This is a genomic window from Prodigiosinella aquatilis, from assembly GCA_030388725.1.
Classification (GTDB): Bacteria; Pseudomonadota; Gammaproteobacteria; order Enterobacterales; family Enterobacteriaceae; genus Prodigiosinella; species Prodigiosinella aquatilis.
Window position 1 is genome coordinate 4635394 of record CP128857.1, and the last position, 15048, is coordinate 4650441.

Genomic DNA, 15048 nt, shown 5'->3' on the forward strand with positions numbered 1-15048 from the left:
AAAATCTGGGGTGGCTAATGGGACTCGAACCCACGACAACTGGAATCACAATCCAGGGCTCTACCAACTGAGCTATAGCCACCATATACCACTACATTACTACCTGCATTCGGTACTTCTGTTACGGGGTAAAATACCTCCGCAGCTCTCGCACTCATAATAATGGTGCGCCCGACAGGATTCGAACCTGAGACCTCTGCCTCCGGAGGGCAGCGCTCTATCCAGCTGAGCTACGGGCGCATAGCGCCGTTGCGGGTGGGGATAGTACGGATTTAATGAGTAGCTGTCTAGTGCTTTTTTTCAGAAACGATGCGTTTGCTTATGCTTTGTTCATTTACTGGCACATTGCCCTCCACATCGACTCACTGGTCTGTTTTTTATACACATCTCCACGCAGGGTTAACCGTTACAAACGACCGCTGAAATGATAGGCCAGGTAACGCAGCAACTTAATTTGTCGCCTGATTCGGCTGGGTTCGGTTAGTAACCGATAAAACCATTCCAGTCCCAGATTTTGCCAGACCAGCGGTGCACGTTTTACCCGTCCGGTAAAAACATCATATGTTCCACCCACACCCATATAAAGCGCATGCGGGTAAGACTGCCGACAGTCTCGCATCAGTATTTCCTGTCTCGGCGTACCCATCGCTACTGTGACAATCTGCGCACTGCTATTGCTCACCTGCTGAAAGAGTGCCTGGCGCTGTTCCGGCACAAAGTAACCGGTATGGCTACCAACGATATTGACCTTCCACTGTGCACGAAGCTTATCTACCGTTTGCGCCAGCACATCCGGTTTACCTCCAATCAGAAAAACCGGGGTCCCTTCTCGACCGGCGCGCTGCATTATCGCCTCCCATAAATCAGCGCCAGCAATCCGCACGACCTCCGCCTGTGGATATTTTCGCCTGATAGACCGCACGATGCTGATACCGTCGGCGTATTTATACTCTGCCTCGTCTATCAGGGTACGTAACACTGGGTCGTTCTCTGTAGCCAGCAACTTTTCCGCATTCATGGCAATCAATGCCCCGGTTTTTACCCTCACACCCTCGAAAAGATAATCCACACACTGTGCCATATGACAAAATCCATGTAGCGTTATCCCCCGAATGGTGTAGCGGGGAATCACGTCATGTTCTTCTATTTCTCTTTTCATCGCATAGTGTCTGTTGGTGTGGCTGACGTTGAATGTGTCAAGGCTAGAGAACAGCGTCGTTGTCGGATAACCCCTGCACTGTCCAACAACCAATACAATAATTTGGCCATTAATAGGCAACTGCCGAAAATAAAACAGAAAAAGACGATCCGGGAAACAAAGGCATCTACACCTTCACGCGCCAGAACGATAATATTGAATACCGCACCAAAGCAGAAGCTTTGTAGAATTGCCGCCTTATAACGGTTACTGTCACGTAATCCGGCATCATATAACCAGTCAAACCATTTAATGATCAGCCCAACTACCACCGCCCCCAGAGGAATAAAGGCTACTCCACCCATGATCAGCAACGACCCCAATAACGTCGGAGAAATGGCCAGCCCAGCGTGGTAATTCAGTACATCCCAGGTAAAGTAGTTGGCACTGTTCAGTATCAACGCAGGGCGGGACGGCCACAGCCAGCCAGGTATAAATACGTAGAAATCCCTCACCACCGGAGCCAACCCCTGAAACGTGATACTGTCGTAATGCTGCCACAACAATGCCAGATTCTCCCAGGGAGAAAACGTATCGCGCGTCAGGTAGAGAAAGGTGTAGAACGCTTCTGCGCCACTGACATCCAGGTTATAGCGAGCCAACGCCAACCCGAACATACCAACCACCCCCACTGTACCGGCCACCGCCAGCATCCATAATGTAATCCAGCCGCGTCGGATACCGATAAACAGGAACAGGGCAAATGCAATAATAATGTTGGCGCGGGTTCCCCCGATGATGAGGTAAGTCAGGATGCCAAAAGAGACGGTAGCGAGCAGGAACAAGCACCAGGCAACCCGGGTCTGATGCAGGAAATAGATCACCAACATGGCGGGGATAAAAAAATAGAAGAAGCGTTTTAGCGCCACATCAGAGACTGCACTGGAAAAAATCTGGCTATAAGAATCTAGCTTGAACAACAGAAAACCATTATTCAGGAAAAACACGCCGGCGGTACACACGGCAACCAACGCCAGCAGTAGCCAGGTAATATGAGCTTCCACCCGGGTCATGGTAAATACAGGGGGACGGGTTACGCGGTTTTTGGGTCGCAGCCGGGTTTTATAGACGACGAAGTAGATAGCATAAAAAGCCGTGGCAGAAAGCATGGCCTGCAGCAAATATTCCGCTGGAGCGACTTCAACATCAAACCTGAAAACCAGGATACAGGTGAGCGGAAAACCAAAATAAAACGTTAAGAGGTAAAGTAGGGAAAACAGCACGTTAAAATTAAAACGCACCCGTCGGAACTCCTGCCAGGTCAGGAATAGGATGAACACCACGGAGATCAGATAAACCGCCAGCAGGCCACTGAACTGCGCTTGCGTCATGACGATTCTCCTGCTGCCTGCGCCAGCGCTTGTCGCCAGCCATACAGATAATTAGGGTAAAAGAACGCTATCTGCTGCTTATTCACCAATGCCAATTCACGCTGGGCTCTGCGCACTACAGTCTCATCAAGCACATCACCATAAAACAATACTGGCAGATTTTGTGCCGTCAAATCCTGCCTGAAAGGGTTTTTTCGGCTGATAACAAACGGTATGCCACACTGAATGAGCAGACACAGTGTCCCGATTCCCTGCTGGCGGTTAAAAATAAAATAACCCAAATCACAAGTACGCAGCATCGCCAGATAATCATCAAAAGACATTGGCAGACGAAGCAATTGGAAATACTTCACGCCAAACAACGAGTTACCCACTTCCTGAACCTGTGAAATATAGACATCATTATTGGCCGGATAGCCCATGGGGACAAGCACCCGGACCCGACAGCCAAACTGTTCATGAATGGCGTGTAAAGCTTCGATATGTCGATTGGTACGATCGCCAGAATTCCCGACCAGTATAGTCAGTGGCGCGGTTGGGTCCTTTTCATGCTCCGTGTTGTCAAATCCCGGAGTCATGCGGGTCGGGAAATAAAGTAGTGAGGCACCAACCTGGGCTGTTCGCTGTTGGTAATGAAATAAATCACCGCGAGTGGCAAAAACATGGCCGACACGCCGTTGGGCAATACGGCGCATCAGATAGAACAAGCGATACTTCCAGCTGGTAGCCTCTTCATACAAATCTGCTCCCCATATGTGCCAGTAAGCCTGTGATGGCTTAATTCCCCCAGATATCAACGCAAACCAAATCAACGGATTAAACTGACCGTGGAAAAAGAAACGCGTATCCCTGTCGGCTTTAGCCAACGCAACAACGGCCTTTGCCAGCGTGTTTTTATCAGGATAAAACGCAATGGTTAACGCCGGAAAATCATTCAACGGCACCGTATCACGGGCAACCACCATAAAACGCTGTACTTGCCGGGACGGTAATTGCGGCAACAGCGTGTCGTTAAAAAAACGCAACACAGTGTGATTATGGTGTGGAATATCCGCCCCTAAAACATGAATGAGAGTTGTCATGCACGCCTACAATAGATAATGAATACACTGCAACACAGCAAAAAATAGATCAGATAAGTCGCCATATACGCTTGAACCGCGCCCAGGGCCCCATGAAGGGGAATCAGCCAGTGTGAGAACCCGGCCAACAGCAAAAACTGGCTCACTTCCGTCAGCAAATAAAAACGCAGTGCCGCCCTGGCAATGACAACATAACCGAAAAGATAGGATCCCACTTTCAACACATCTCCAGTGAGCTGCCACGGAAATAAATCCCGCATGGCAATAAACTGCCGGGAAAAAAGCAGCCAGATGACCACATCCCGCAGCAGCCATATGCAGAAGCTGGCCGCCATCACCGCAGGTAGTACAAATTTGAGAGATTTCACAACCTCTTGGGCAATAGCGCGTCTATCAACCAGACGAGATAACGTTGGCAGCAAGTAAACACTAAAAGAGGCGGTAATAAATTGCAGATAGGCATCCGAAATGGTGCTGACACCTTGCCAGACGCCCACTGCTTCCCAGTTGTAATGCGCAGCCAGTTGGTTACGCATCATAATGTAGACCACCGGCATGGTCACCGCTGTCATCAAGGCCATCAGTGTAAACTTGGCGAGATTGCCAGCCTGCACATTATCCCAGCACGGCATTAACGCCCTCAGCCCGATATGCGCTCGGCGCCTCAACCACCAGCCAGCAGGTAACACGACCAATGCCGGGACTAGCGCCAACCCGACCAGCGCTCCGGTATAACCATCAGATTGAAAACAGAGGTAATAAGCGATCAATCCAATCAGACTACCAGCAATAATGGTCAGTGCCGTTCCCCGGACATCCCGATACCCTTTCAGGATGGACAGAAACAGGTTGGCACAGGCGATCCCCAATTGGATGAATGCCAATGCACGAATGACGGACCGGTAATGCTCATTCCCGAACAACAGTTGGGAAATAGGGGCCGCAGCCAACAAAAACAGCACCGCCAGCAGCGCCGAACAGCCCAGGACCACTACCACTGATGTCCCCAGTAAGGCGTTTAGCTGTTCTGGTCGTTGCTGATACTCGGCAACGTATTTGGTCACACCGTTAAAAATACCGGCACCCGCCAATACGCCTAAAACAGTAATCAACTGACGGAAGTTTCCTGCCTGACCAACACCTTCCGGGCCGAATGTCACTGCCAACAGTTTGATCACCACCAGCCCCACACCAATTTTTATCAGTGTCGAAACCGCCGTCCACATTGATGCTCTGGCTAATGACATATCAGGAAAAGAAACTCAAAACAGTATTGATCACAGTACGCTGATTTATATTTTTCAGATTGTAAAACAGGGGTAGCCGCACTAAACGATCGCTCTCACGAGTCGTATAGTGATCTTCCCCTACAAAGCGTCCGAATCGCTGACCCGCAGGGCAATTGTGCAGTGGGATGTAGTGGAACACGGTCAGAATTTCCGCTTCCTTCATATGATTGATAAACGCCGCGCGTTCCGCCGTATCCCGTAGCTTGATATAAAACATATGCGCATTGTGATCACAGTCGGCGGGGATATAAGGCAGTTCGAGCCGGCCCGCCGCCGCCAGCGGCTTAAACGCTTGCTCATAGTTTTGCCATAGCTGCAGGCGGCGATCATTAATGCGCTTCACAGTCTCCAGTTGTCCCCACAGATAGGCTGCCTGTATATCCGCCATCAAATAGCTGGAGCCGATATCCCGCCAGGTATATTTATCGACTTGTCCCCGGAAAAACTGGCTGCGATTGGTACCTTTTTCACGAATGATTTCCGCCCGCTCAATCAGCGTCGGCTCATTAATCAGCGTCGCCCCGCCTTCACCACCCGCAGTATAATTCTTGGTTTCATGAAAGCTGAAACACCCCACATGCCCGATGGATCCCAGCGGACGACCTTTATAGCGCGACATCATCCCCTGCGCCGCATCCTCAACTACATGCAGGTGATATTTCTCCGCCAGCGCCATAATGACATCCATGTCACAACCCACGCCGGCATAATGCACCGGAACAATAACTCTGGTCTTTTCAGTGATAGCCGCTTCGATTTTGCTTTCGTCGATGTTCATCGTATCCGGGCGAATATCCACAAACACAATGCTGGCACCGCGCAGGACAAACGCGTTGGCAGTAGAAACAAATGTGTAGCTTGGCATGATCACTTCATCACCGGGCTGAATATTTAGCATAATGGCAGCCATTTCCAGCGATGCAGTACAGGAAGGCGTCAGCAGCACTTTCTGGCTGCCGGAATACTGCTCCAGCCATTGCTGACAACGGCGGGTAAAACCACCATCGCCACAAAGTTTCCCACTGCGCATCGCCGCCTGCATATACTCCAGCTCAGAACCCACAATGGCTGGCGCGTTAAAAGGAATCATCTCATCACCTATATAACCAGTAAGCAGTGCTTTCTACGCTGGCACCGCTGCGCAGATAAAGACGTATCGCCGCCACATTACTGATTTGTGTCGCGATCCATAGACGCTTGATACCAGCTTGTTGGCACCATCTTTCAGCCGACTGGATCAGCTGCAACCCAATCCCTTGGCCAGATCGCCCCGGCCAGACCGATAACAACCCAATACGGGCCTCATGATCGGGCAACCTGCGCAATGTCACCCATCCCAGAGGTTGTCTGGCGTTATCTTCAAGCAGCAGACAAACATCATCAAACGTACCGCGCACCGCATTTTCCACCCAGCAGGCATAAAAACGACCACTGTCATTTGGCTGATACCAGGGAGGACGAAAGCGGCTCAACCCAAAAGTATGGGCAGCGACCTCACGCAACAGAGGAATATCACGCTCATTAGCCACACGCAGGCCACTTGCCTTGATAAGAAGATTCGACGCAACATTCAGACTGAAGTCGATTTCTCCTTCCACCAGCCGGAATCCCAGATTCGCCAGCGCGTCGGCTAATACCAACTGATCAGCGGCTACCTTCGCATGTGTCACCGCATAATGATCCAGTTGTGTGGCCGTCAGTTTCGGAGCTTCAGCATCGAACATCAACCGACCACTGAGAAGTTGAAAAAAATCGCTCTCCCAGCGTAATGGCTCAATATTGGCATAAACGGGCATACATGATTCCTGTTACTTCGTTAAGTACCAGTAAAGCCTGTGTCATCAGTTAATGAAAATCGGCTTCAACGCCAGATGCCTTTCGCATCAATAACCCAGGATTGGGTTACATGGTCCGGGCTGATAGCACGAAACTGACGGTGATCGACTAACATCACGATAATATCGGCGTCACGCAATGCACGGGTCATATCTACTAATGTAGCCTGCCCACTCAAATCCGCCGGAAGTTGGTCGATATGTGGCTCTACAACCCATGTTTCACCAGAATGCCAACGGGCAATCATTTCGGTAATCATCATGGCCGGACTTTCCCGCAGATCATCAATATCGGGTTTAAACGCCAGGCCAAAGCAGGCAATCTTCACTTCACTGGCACGCTTATCACTTTGTGTTACACAGTCTGCCAATGCGCGCTTAACACGGTCCACCACCCAGAGTGGCTTATCGTCATTTACCAACCGGGCCGTATAAATCAACCGGGCCAATTGTGGATTCTGTGACACGATAAACCAGGGATCCACCGCGATACAATGGCCACCGACGCCAGGTCCCGGCTGAAGAATATTGACCCGGGGATGACGGTTTGCCAATCGGATAAGTTCCCATACGTTAATATTCTGCTCCGCGCAAATCAGCGATAATTCATTGGCGAAGGCGATGTTAACGTCTCGGAAACTATTTTCTGTCAACTTGCACATTTCTGCCGTACGGGAATGAGTAACTACACAATCACCTTCCAGAAAAATGTTATATAGCTCGCAGGCACGTTCAGAACAACGTGGTGTCATACCACCAATAACCCGGTCATTATTTATCAGTTCCGTCATTATCTGCCCGGGTAATACCCGCTCAGGACAATAGGCGATATTAATATCCGCCGCATCGCCGACCTGCTGAGGAAAAGTTAAATCAGGCCGTATCGTCGCCAGATGTTCAGCCAGCCATTCGGTTGTTCCCACCGGGGACGTCGATTCCAGAATAACCAAATCACCCCGTTTCAGAACCGGCGCGATAGATTCAGCCGCAGCCTGCACAGCTGAAAGATCCGGCTCATGGGCATGTTTAAATGGTGTCGGCACTGCAATCAGGAAAGCATCGGCCGGAACCGGCTGACTGAACGCCCGCAGGAAACCATTCTCCACGATAACTTTCACCTGCACCGCCAACTCCGGCTCGACGACATGAATCTCACCTCGATTGATGGTTTCCACCACATGCTTATTGACATCAATGCCAATAACTTTTTTTCTGCGAGAAGCGAAAGCCGCTGCCGTCGGCAGGCCGATATACCCCAAGCCAATGACTGAAATTATTTCGAAACTCATACCGTTACCTGATGTTGTTTTAAAACGTCGATAATGCGTTGACTGGCATGTCCGTCACCATAGGGATTATGCGCATGAGTCATAGTCTGATAAGCGTCGTCATCCGTAAGCAATTCCGAGACATTAGCCAGAATTTTAGCAGCATCAGTGCCAACCAACCTGACCGTGCCAGCAACCAGCGCCTCCGGCCTTTCCGTAGTTTCCCTCATCACCAGTACCGGTTTACCCAGTGAAGGCGCTTCTTCCTGGATGCCACCAGAGTCCGTCAAGATCAGATAAGCACGGTTCATCAGGTAGACAAACGGCAAATAATCCTGCGGACCAATCAAAAAAATATTATCAATACCGTTGAGAATTCGGTTAACCGGCTCGCTGACATTCGGGTTGAGATGTACCGGATAAACAATCTGGACATCAGGATGATGACGGGCGATATCTGCCAGCGCGCTACATATGCGCTCAAATCCATCACCGAAACTCTCACGCCGATGCCCGGTCACCAGCAGCATTCTTTTGTGCTCATCAAGAAAACGATACTGTTTATCCAGACTGCGGCACAACGCCGCGTTGCTGATAATATGTTTTTTTACCCAGAGCAACGAATCAATGACCGTATTTCCCGTAACGAAAATATGCGAGTCAGGAAGATTCTCTTTTAACAGATTCTGGCGAGCGCTTTGTGTTGGTGCAAAATGGAACATTGCCAGATGCCCGGTTAGCTTACGGTTTGCTTCTTCCGGCCAGGGGGAATAAAGATTACCCGTGCGCAATCCCGCTTCTACATGTCCAACAGGAATACGCTGGTAGAATGCCGCCAAACTGGTGATCAACGTAGTGGTGGTATCACCATGAACCAGTACCAAATCAGGTTTGAAGCTTTCCATGACCGGCTGTAAGCCTTCCAGAATCCGGCAGGATATATCACTGAGGTTTTGCCCCGGCTGCATGACATTCAGGTCATGATCTGGCGTGATATCAAACAGACGCAGCACCTGATCCAACATCTCTCGATGCTGCGCGGTCACACAAATTCTTGATTCAAAAAATTCATCCTGAGCTAGAGCATGAACCAGCGGAGCCATTTTTATGGCCTCGGGACGAGTACCAAAAACAGTCAACACTTTCACAATGACTCTCTTTAATCAGGTTAGATGTAGCCTTCTGCCCATCAGGAATGATGTGCCTGGATATTACCGGTTAACGGGGATGGCGTACCAATGCAACACCTGCCCCGATTAACAGACCGATAGCGCCCCACATTGCCAGCAAAAAAAGGCGGCGGGGACTATCTCGCTTAACAGGCTCTTCGGGTGTACGCAGATATCGGTAAGTCTGAATGTTTTTATTCAATGTCGGGCCAGCATCAAGGATGGTCAATATCGCCCGGTTTTGATCATAATCTATGTCGTATTGTGGGCCGTTGGCTTTCAGTGAAGCCAATCGAGCCATCAGCACTGGTGTTCCCAATAAAAACATTTCCGATACGGGCAACGCATCAGGAAGCTTACTGGTTTGGTTATGGTTGATTCCTTGCTGTCTGGCAATCGTCAATCCTTGTTCAACATTGTGCAATTCACGGTTATAAATGGCTTGGGAGACAGCTTCCTGCTGCTTGATTTGTGAACGAATAAAGGTTGTTTTGGCAACCCAAAGCCCCTTCAGTTCATCATTGAGGTGAGTGATAGCCCGTTGATTTGAAAAGTTGATGTACTGGCGTAATAACATGTCCGCATCGGTGGCCGTCTCTGCCGTCAACTTCACACTATCATTAGTCTTTTTGACATCGTTATGCGAAGTAAACTGAATATTATTTATCAACTTATCCAGCAAAATAGCATCCGCTTTCCTATTACCTTCCTTGCGCGATAGGTAGTATTCAGACTGTAACCAAAAATCACGCTGGGTATCGTAAGCAGCCAGTTGCATGATAAATTCAGCGTAAACATCCGCAGCGACAGATGGTGACTCAGGTCCAGAGACCGGAAATGCCTTAGTGTCAAGATTACGCAGCAACTGCTGTTGGGAGTAGAATCCGTTCAGCATATCCACTGTCGGTTTATCGGTTACTGCTATAGCACCCCATTTCTGTGGGGCAAGATAAGAATAAATCAGGGCAAAGAGCACAAACAGCGCAGTGATACCCAGCACCCATACTTTTCCACACCAAAGCGCACAAAATACGCTACGAAGATCCAGCGCATTCTCTAACTGCTCATCCGAGACAGAAATATTATTCGTTCTCATTACTTCCCCAAACTGATCTGGTTAATATGACTGACTACTTGGCCGACGCATACGCCGTTTTACACGTTTAATCAACCGTGCAACACGCCAGGCTCGTTTGAGACAGTAACCATACAAGAAGAATGCGAGCAAAAATAATACCAGCATGAACCATTCGGGAATGAACAACAGATATTCACCCAAAATACCCACGGCGGCTAGCACTAGCGCCGCCAATGTAATCAGTACAAACGCCTGGCGTGAAGTAAATCCTGCCCGCATGATCAAATGATGGATATGCTGCCGATCCGGTGAAAATGGACTCATTCCTTTACGTAACCGACGGTACATGGTGGCAACCATATCCATCAGCGGTATGGCGATAATCCACAACGCAGTTACCGGATGTATAACATGATTGGGTCCCTGAGTACTCTGCAACAATAGCCATATTGCAGTGAACCCAATCATGGTACTTCCCGCATCACCCATAAAAACTTTATACCGTTTCCCGAGTACACCAAGGTTCAACAAGATATAAGGAAGGGTGGCTGCAATCATGGCAAAACACCACAATGCCAGGCTGGTATTGCCACTTTCGTACAGCAAGAACCCCAAGGCGCCAAATGACACACAAGAAAGGCCGCCAAGCAACCCATCAATACCGTCAACCATATTAAACGCATTGATCGCGGCCCAAACTGCAAGTAGTGTCAGTACATGACCGAATGGCCCGGCGCCAAGATCCCAAGACCCCAGGATACGCCCAAAGTGCTGTAAGTATAGATTGGCATGCACCATCATCAACATGGCGACAACAGCTTGCATAGCGGCACGAATCCAGGCACTGATATCAAAGCGATCATCCAGTGCACCAACAAACACCAACGCACCTGAACAAATCAGGTACAACTGGAAATTCGGGATGTGATAATTAGTGATTACCGATGTAAAACAGATACCCGCATAAACTGAGATTCCGCCTACTAATGGGATCAGCCCCTGATGGCGTTTACGAAAATCCGGACGATCAACCAGCCCTATTTTTTTTGCCACCTTGCGAGAAAAAAACAGAAAGGCAAAAGAAAACAAAAAGATAAATACTAATTCGGTACTCATAATGAGTAAATTCACCGTTCACAGCAGTTAATGAGACTACGGCTGTTCTATTGTATGCCTTGTTATGCCTAACTTGTTACCATCTCGATGAATAATACTGGGTCAACAATGGATTGCCACCATTACTCATCCGGGTAGGCGCTCGTAGTATAAAGATACGTAGTTTATAAAATTTATCTATTCTCTACCATTATAGGTGAATAGAAATAAAAAACGCCACGACCCGCGTGGCGTTTTCTCATACCAAAGCATTTTTACGAACGTTTCATCATGTCGAAGAACTCATCATTGGTTTTCGTCATTGCCAGCTTATTAATCAGGAACTCCATCGCATCAGTTTCACCCATAGGATGAATGATTTTGCGCAGAATCCACATTTTCTGTAGCTCTTCAGATGTGGTTAACAACTCTTCCTTACGTGTACCGGAACGGTTGTAGTCAATCGCGGGGAACACACGTTTTTCTGCGATCTTACGAGAGAGATGCAGTTCCATGTTGCCAGTACCTTTAAACTCTTCGTAGATCACTTCATCCATTTTGGAGCCGGTGTCGATTAACGCCGTGGCAATAATCGTCAGACTGCCACCTTCTTCAACGTTACGTGCAGCGCCAAAGAAACGTTTAGGGCGATGTAAAGCGTTAGCATCCACACCGCCGGTTAATACTTTACCCGACGATGGTACGACGGTGTTATAGGCGCGCGCCAGACGAGTAATGGAGTCCAGCAGAATAATGACATCTTTTTTGTGCTCAACAAGACGCTTGGCTTTCTCGATCACCATCTCAGCAACTTGCACATGGCGGGAAGCCGGTTCATCAAAGGTAGAAGCTATCACCTCTCCTTTAACCAAACGCTGCATCTCTGTGACTTCTTCCGGACGTTCGTCAATCAGCAACACCATCAGCACGCAATCAGGATGGTTATACGCAATATTCTGCGCAATATTCTGCAACAACATGGTCTTCCCGGCTTTCGGCGGAGCCACAATCAGTCCACGCTGACCACGGCCAATCGGCGCAGCCAGATCCAGCACACGGGCAGTCAAATCTTCAGTAGAACCGTTACCACGTTCCATACGCAGGCGCGAATTAGCATGCAGCGGAGTCAGGTTCTCAAACAGAATCTTACTGCGCGCATTTTCAGGTTTGTCATAGTTAACTTCGTTAACTTTCAACAAGGCAAAATAACGTTCTCCCTCTTTCGGCGGGCGAATTTTACCAGAGATAGTATCACCGGTACGAAGGTTAAACCGGCGGATTTGACTGGGAGAAACATAGATATCATCAGGACCGGCGAGGTAGGAGCTGTCAGCAGAGCGGAGGAAACCAAAACCATCCTGCAATATTTCCAGCACACCGTCGCCAAAAATATCTTCGCCACTTTTGGCATGCTGCTTAAGTATGGCGAAAATAATATCCTGTTTACGCATACGAGCCAGATTTTCCAGCCCCATATTTTCGCCAAGTGTAATTAACTCAGAAACTGGCGTGTTCTTTAATTCGGTAAGATTCATAATGGTGGGTTCTTTAACTCGGGGTAAATCTCGAACTATTAATGTGAATGGTATGGCAGGATCATCCGTGCCTCTATAAACAGCCTTCAATCGCCGAATGCCAGCATCTTTTCGAGCTGAAGTCACGCGGACTTTGCACATACACACGGCAAGAGATCGAAGACACCTTAAAACCAATTAATTTAAAACTGTTAGATTGCCCAAATCAGATAAACAGACATTCGTTAATCAATGACTTTCCGATTTTGACACAGAATAATGCTTTAGATTTTAACTCTCAGGTTTAAGCCTAGAGGCTCAAACATAGGTAAGTACGATATGCAGTATTGACGAATCTAGCACGCTTCCCCGTGGGCGTCCAGCGGTCAATATGAGAAATTCTTACTGTCCACTGTCGCCCAGGGTATTGCAGATATAACAAATTACAAATTAGCGTTCAGGAACTCTTTTAACTGGCCCTTAGACAAAGCCCCTACTTTTGTTGCTGCCACTTCACCGTTCTTGAACAACAGTAAGGTGGGAATACCACGAATGCCATATTTCGGCGCAGTAGCTGGATTTTCATCAATGTTCAGTTTAGTGACCGTTAATTTACCCACGTACTCTTCAGCAATTTCATCCAGTATAGGGGCAATCATTTTACACGGACCACACCACTCAGCCCAGAAATCAACCAGTGTTACGCCCTCAGCCTGCAATACTTCCGTATCGAAACTACCATCAGTCAGGTGAACAATTTTATCACTCATGTTTTACTCCGCAGGATTATGTCTACCTAGTTGGTGTAGCATTAACCAACCATGAGGTTGACTTTATTTCACTGGATACGCTTTCGTAAAGCAATAGTTAACTGATATTCTACCACACTATGAGCAAAACATACTTAACTGAACAGAAGTTTTCCGACTTCGCACTGCACCCGAAAGTTATCGAAGCACTTGAAAGTAAAGGGTTTCATAACTGCACACCCATCCAGGCTTTGGCTCTGCCATTGACCTTGTCAGGGCGTGATGTAGCGGGACAAGCGCAAACCGGTACGGGCAAGACGCTGGCTTTTTTAGCGTCTACTTTCCATTATCTGCTTTCTCACCCCGCCTCAGCTGAACGTCAGACCAACCAACCACGGGCCTTGATTATGGCCCCCACACGTGAACTGGCAGTACAAATCCATTCCGATGCGGAAGCACTTGCGCGCATTACCGGATTGAAATTAGGCCTGGCCTATGGTGGCGATGGTTATGACAAACAACTGAAAGTGCTAGAAAGCGGGGTAGATATCCTGGTCGGCACTACGGGCCGCCTGATCGATTATGCCAAGCAGAACCATATCAGTCTGGGCGCGATTCAGGTTATCGTACTGGATGAGGCCGATCGTATGTACGATCTGGGTTTCATCAAAGATATCCGCTGGCTGTTCCGCCGGATGCCACCGGTAAATCAGCGTTTAAACATGCTGTTCTCCGCCACGCTATCCTATCGCGTGCGCGAATTAGCGTTCGAGCAGATGAACAATGCGGAATACATAGAAATCGAACCGGAGCAAAAAACCGGTTATCGCATTACAGAAGAGCTATTTTATCCTTCTAACGAAGAAAAAATGCGGTTGTTACAGACACTGATTGAGGAAGAGTGGCCTGATCGCTGTATTATTTTTTCCAATACCAAACACCGTTGTGAAGACATCTGGGGTCACCTCGCTGCCGACGGGCATCGTGTCGGGTTGCTAACCGGGGATGTGGCACAGAAAAAACGACTGCGTATCTTGGATGATTTCACCCATGGCAATTTGGATATTCTGGTCGCCACCGATGTTGCTGCCCGTGGCCTGCATATCCCCGCCGTTACCCACGTATTCAACTATGATCTGCCGGATGACTGTGAAGACTATGTCCACCGCATTGGTCGTACAGGTCGCGCTGGTGCCAGTGGTTACTCAATAAGCCTGGCTTGCGAAGAATACGCACTGAATCTTACTGCTATTGAAAGCTATATTGGACACCATATTCCTGTCAGCAAGTATGACAGCGATGCATTATTGACCGACTTACCCGCACCGAAGCGGCTGACTCGTCCGCGTTCCAATAGCGGCCCTCGTCGGCACAATTCACCGCGTCGTAGCGGAGCCGGAGCACCACGTAACAACCGTAAACGAGCGAGCTGATTCGCCG

The 15048-nt window shown here is 48.7% G+C and carries 13 protein-coding genes and 2 tRNA genes; 1 reads left to right on the forward strand and 14 read right to left on the reverse strand.

Annotated features, from left to right (window positions below; translation table 11 throughout):
* Positions 1–6: 6 nt before the first annotated feature.
* The 14 genes from PCO85_21600 to trxA all read right to left on the reverse strand — a co-directional run bounded on the left by PCO85_21600 (position 7) and on the right by trxA (position 13629).
* Positions 7–82, reverse strand: a tRNA-His gene (locus PCO85_21600).
* A gap of 81 nt (positions 83–163) precedes the next feature.
* Positions 164–240 (reverse strand) — tRNA-Arg (locus tag PCO85_21605).
* Positions 241–406: 166 nt separating this feature from the next.
* On the reverse strand, positions 407–1159 hold the full coding sequence (gene wecG / locus PCO85_21610; protein WJV53699.1) for a lipopolysaccharide N-acetylmannosaminouronosyltransferase: 753 nt from the start codon (positions 1157–1159) through the stop codon (positions 407–409).
* Positions 1156–2529: an ECA oligosaccharide polymerase gene (wzyE, locus tag PCO85_21615; protein WJV53700.1), complete on the reverse strand. Its 1374-nt coding sequence runs from the start codon at positions 2527–2529 to the stop codon at positions 1156–1158. The genes wecG and wzyE overlap by 4 nt, the downstream gene beginning before the upstream one ends.
* Complete coding sequence (locus PCO85_21620) at positions 2526–3611, reverse strand: TDP-N-acetylfucosamine:lipid II N-acetylfucosaminyltransferase (protein ID WJV53701.1); 1086 nt, start codon at positions 3609–3611, stop codon at positions 2526–2528. The genes wzyE and PCO85_21620 overlap by 4 nt, the downstream gene beginning before the upstream one ends.
* Positions 3608–4858, reverse strand: coding sequence for a lipid III flippase WzxE (wzxE, locus tag PCO85_21625; GenBank protein WJV53702.1), 1251 nt, complete (start codon positions 4856–4858; stop codon positions 3608–3610). Before wzxE ends, PCO85_21620 begins: the two co-directional genes overlap by 4 nt.
* A 1-nt stretch (position 4859) precedes the next feature.
* Positions 4860–5990, reverse strand: a complete 1131-nt coding sequence (gene rffA, locus PCO85_21630) for a dTDP-4-amino-4,6-dideoxygalactose transaminase (GenBank protein WJV53703.1) — start codon at positions 5988–5990, stop codon at positions 4860–4862.
* A gap of 4 nt (positions 5991–5994) precedes the next feature.
* Entirely contained in the window at positions 5995–6696 is a 702-nt protein-coding gene (gene rffC, locus PCO85_21635) for a dTDP-4-amino-4,6-dideoxy-D-galactose acyltransferase (GenBank protein ID WJV53704.1), read from the reverse strand.
* 65 nt (positions 6697–6761) lie between these two features.
* Positions 6762–8024, reverse strand: a complete 1263-nt coding sequence (gene wecC / locus PCO85_21640; GenBank protein WJV53705.1) for a UDP-N-acetyl-D-mannosamine dehydrogenase — start codon at positions 8022–8024, stop codon at positions 6762–6764.
* Positions 8021–9151 (reverse strand): UDP-N-acetylglucosamine 2-epimerase (non-hydrolyzing), encoded by a 1131-nt coding sequence (wecB, locus tag PCO85_21645; GenBank protein ID WJV53706.1) that lies wholly within the window; start codon positions 9149–9151, stop codon positions 8021–8023. The genes wecC and wecB overlap by 4 nt, the downstream gene beginning before the upstream one ends.
* A gap of 70 nt (positions 9152–9221) precedes the next feature.
* A complete protein-coding gene (gene wzzE, locus PCO85_21650) occupies positions 9222–10268 on the reverse strand; it encodes an ECA polysaccharide chain length modulation protein (protein WJV53707.1) in 1047 nt (348 codons plus the stop codon).
* Between the two features lie 21 nt (positions 10269–10289).
* Positions 10290–11381 carry a UDP-N-acetylglucosamine--undecaprenyl-phosphate N-acetylglucosaminephosphotransferase gene (wecA, locus tag PCO85_21655; protein WJV53708.1) on the reverse strand — a complete coding sequence of 364 codons (1092 nt, stop codon included), beginning with the start codon at positions 11379–11381 and terminating at the stop codon, positions 10290–10292.
* Between the two features lie 239 nt (positions 11382–11620).
* On the reverse strand, positions 11621–12880 hold the full coding sequence (gene rho, locus PCO85_21660) for a transcription termination factor Rho (GenBank protein ID WJV53709.1): 1260 nt from the start codon (positions 12878–12880) through the stop codon (positions 11621–11623).
* A 422-nt stretch (positions 12881–13302) separates the two neighbouring features.
* Positions 13303–13629, reverse strand: coding sequence for a thioredoxin TrxA (gene trxA / locus PCO85_21665; GenBank protein WJV53710.1), 327 nt, complete (start codon positions 13627–13629; stop codon positions 13303–13305).
* 119 nt (positions 13630–13748) lie between these two features.
* Here trxA and rhlB point away from each other — a divergent pair, with 119 nt between their 5' ends.
* Entirely contained in the window at positions 13749–15041 is a 1293-nt protein-coding gene (rhlB, locus tag PCO85_21670) for an ATP-dependent RNA helicase RhlB (GenBank protein ID WJV53711.1), read from the forward strand.
* Positions 15042–15048: the final 7 nt, after the last annotated feature.